At 64.2% G+C, this 455-nt stretch carries 1 protein-coding gene; it reads left to right on the plus strand.

Annotated elements, in window-relative coordinates; translation table 11 throughout:
• The coding region (locus tag HK23_RS14015) for a transketolase C-terminal domain-containing protein (protein ID WP_306300699.1) at positions 1-455 on the plus strand (455 nt) is incomplete at both ends.

Raw genomic sequence — 455 nt, forward strand, 5'->3', positions numbered from 1 at the left:
GCCGAGTTTGATGAAGGCCCGATTGCCCTGCGCTACCCGCGTGGCGGGGGGCTGGGTCTGGAGCTGCCGGCAGAAGGTCAGGTTCTGGAAATCGGCAAGGGCCGGATTATCCGGGAGATGGGCCGTCAGGCCGGGGGCGAGAAAGGGGGTATTGCCATCCTCTCGCTCGGCCCACGGCTGAAGGAAGCCCTGAAAGCCGCCGATCTGCTCACGGCGCAGGGCCTGCCCCCGACCGTGGCCGATGCCCGCTTTGCCAAGCCGATTGATACCGCTCTGGTGGAAAATCTGGCCCGCAACCATGCAGTGCTGATCACGCTGGAAGAAGGCTCTGTTGGCGGGTTTGGCGCGCAGGTCGGCCAGCATCTGGCCAATACGGGCCTGCTGGATCATGTCCGCTTCCGCCCCATGACCCTGCCCGATATCTTCATCGATCATAACACCCAGGACGCCCAGTA

Source organism: Acetobacter malorum, assembly GCF_002153605.1.
Taxonomy (GTDB): domain Bacteria; phylum Pseudomonadota; class Alphaproteobacteria; order Acetobacterales; family Acetobacteraceae; genus Acetobacter; species Acetobacter malorum_A.